The sequence below is a fragment of the Streptomyces capoamus genome, from assembly GCF_014654935.1.
Classification (GTDB): domain Bacteria; phylum Actinomycetota; class Actinomycetes; order Streptomycetales; family Streptomycetaceae; genus Streptomyces; species Streptomyces capoamus.
In genome coordinates this window covers 129873-132041 of sequence record NZ_BNBF01000009.1, presented here as the reverse complement: position 1 = coordinate 132041, position 2169 = coordinate 129873, and the positions used below count along the sequence as shown (strand labels likewise).

The 2169-nt window shown below is 68.6% G+C and carries 3 protein-coding genes; 1 reads left to right on the top strand and 2 read right to left on the bottom strand.

Annotation, left to right across the window (positions count from 1 at the left end):
- Positions 1 to 397 (bottom strand): PAS domain-containing protein (locus tag IE312_RS40405; protein ID WP_229899889.1); only part of this gene is annotated, 397 nt, incomplete at its 3' end.
- Entirely contained in the window at positions 397 to 1200 is an 804-nt protein-coding gene (locus IE312_RS16550) for an alpha/beta fold hydrolase (protein WP_189982489.1), read from the bottom strand. The genes IE312_RS40405 and IE312_RS16550, both read right to left, overlap by 1 nt.
- Positions 1201 to 1311: 111 nt before the next feature.
- Between IE312_RS16550 and IE312_RS16545 the strand changes: the two genes are divergently transcribed.
- Positions 1312 to 2097, top strand: a complete 786-nt coding sequence (locus tag IE312_RS16545) for a hypothetical protein (protein ID WP_229899887.1) — start codon at positions 1312 to 1314, stop codon at positions 2095 to 2097.
- Positions 2098 to 2169 lie beyond the last annotated feature (72 nt).

Sequence of the window (2169 nt, the reverse complement as noted above, 5' to 3'; positions counted from 1 at the left end):
GCGGTTCCCCGGTGCTGCCGTGCTTGACCACGGAGGAGACCAGCACGGGGATCCGGTCGCCGGTGGCCTGCTTGATCTCCAGGGCGATGCCGCTGATCTCGCCCTGCATCCGCAGCAGCGGGGCGAAGTGCGTCTCGTGGTACAGCTTGCCGCCCACCGTCAGCAGGTCGGTGAACCGCATCCGGCCCACCACCGCCTCCCGGTCCAGGCCGAGCCACTGCAGCAAGGTGGTGTTGATCTTGGCGATGGTGCCGTCCATCAGCGTGGACAGGTAGCCGCAGGGGGCGCTCTCGTAGAGCTCCTCGGCGCTGTCCTCCAGCAGTGCGGCGAACGCCGCGGCCGAGCCGGTCGTGTCCTCGGTCCCGGACGGGTCGGGCTGCTGGTCGGCGCGGCACATCATCGCAGGGCAGCCAGGAAGGAGGTGATCGCCTCGTTGGTGGCCTCGGGCGCGGACAGGTGCGGGCAGTGTCCGGTGGCGTCGAGCGTGACCAGGGTGGAGCCCGGGATCGAGCGGTGGACGAAGGCACCGACCTCACGCGGGGCGATGACGTCCTGGGTGCACTCCAGCACCAGCGTCGGCACCCGCACGCTCGCGAGGTCGCCCCTCGAGTCGGTCAGGAAGGTGGTGCGCGCGAAGACGCGCGCCATGTCCGGGTCGGTGGCGCAGAAGCTGTTCTTCAGCTCCGCGCCCAGTTCGGGCCGGTCCTCGTTGCCCATGATCACCGGAGCCATCGCCGCCGACCAGCCGAGGTAGTTCGACTCCAGGGAGTCCAGCAGTTCGTCGATGTCCTCGGCGCTGAACCCGCCCCGGTAGCCGTCGTCGTCGATGTAGCGGGGCGAGGGGGCGACCATCACCAGCGCGCCGAGCCGCTCCGGGGCCCGGCCGGCGGCCAGCACGCCGATCATCGCGCTCACCGAGTGGCCGACGAACACCGCGTCGCGCAGGTCCAGCGCCTCGCAGATCTCGACCACGTCCCGGGCGTAGCCGTCGAGGGAGGAGTATCGGTCCTCCGAGAACGCGGACGCGTCCGAACGGCCCGAGCCGACGTAGTCGAACAGCACCACCCGGTACTCCTCGGCCAGGGCCGGAACCGTCAGCCGCCACATGTTCTGGTCGCAGCCGAACCCGTGCGCCAGCACGACCGGCCGGCCCCCGGGGTTACCGGTGACGGTGACGTTGTTCCTGCGGGCGATGTCCATGCCCAGGAGTCTCCCACCCCGGGCCGGCGGACGTGACCTCACCCCCGGGAAAAGAGGAAGCGACTATTCCACGATCACCGGGAAACCGGACTTGCACGGCGGCCGCCCTCAGTGGAAGCGGCCGCAAGGAAAAGCAGCGGATTTCCCCGGGAAGGGTTTTTCATGTCTGTGAGCCGCACGTTAACCGCATCCGCGATCTGCGTCACCGCCGCCCTGGGTGTCACGGCATGCTCGGGCGACGGATCCTCGGACCAGCCGTTCAAGGGGCAGAGCGCGGACCAGGTGGCAGCCAAGGCGGTGGCCGCCACCCGGAATTCCGAGTCGCTGCGCATGGCCGGCAAGGTCTCCGCGGACGGGCAGCCCCTGACGGTCGACTTCCACGTCGACACCCAGAAGAACTGCAAGGGCCGGATGGCCATGCAACGGGGCTCGGCCGATGTCATCCACGCAGGCCAGGCCACCTACATCAAGGGTGACAAGGAGTTCTGGGCGGGCGCCGCCGAGAACTCGGGCGGCCGGCGGAAACAGACCGAGGCGCTGAGCGGCCGCTGGGTGAAGGTACCGGTCGGCGATTCCCGTACGACGGGACTGTGCGACAAACAGGGATTCCTGGCCGACATGGACAGCGACAAGTCCGAGCGGAAGGGAATGACGAAGGGCGACGTCACCACGGTCAATGGCCACAAGGCACTCCCGCTGAAGAAGAAGAAGGGTGCCGAAACCATCACCATGTACGTCGCCACGGAGGGAAAGCCGTACATTCTCAAGCTCCACCAGTCCGGCGGCGACAATCCCGGCACGATCGTCTTCTCGGACTACGGCAAGCCGGTCAAGGCCACGCCTCCGCCGGCGGGTCAGGTGATCGACGGCACCAAGGGCGGCAAGGCGGCTTCCTGACCACCGGCACCGCACGCATGAGGGCCGGTTCCGGATTGCTCCGGAACCGGCCCTCACCGGCGACTCTCACGA

Coding starts and splice junctions, on each gene's coding strand:
- IE312_RS16550 (WP_189982489.1), bottom strand. CDS start 1,200: ATGGACATCGCCCGCAGGAACAACGTCACCGTCACCGGTAACCCCGGG.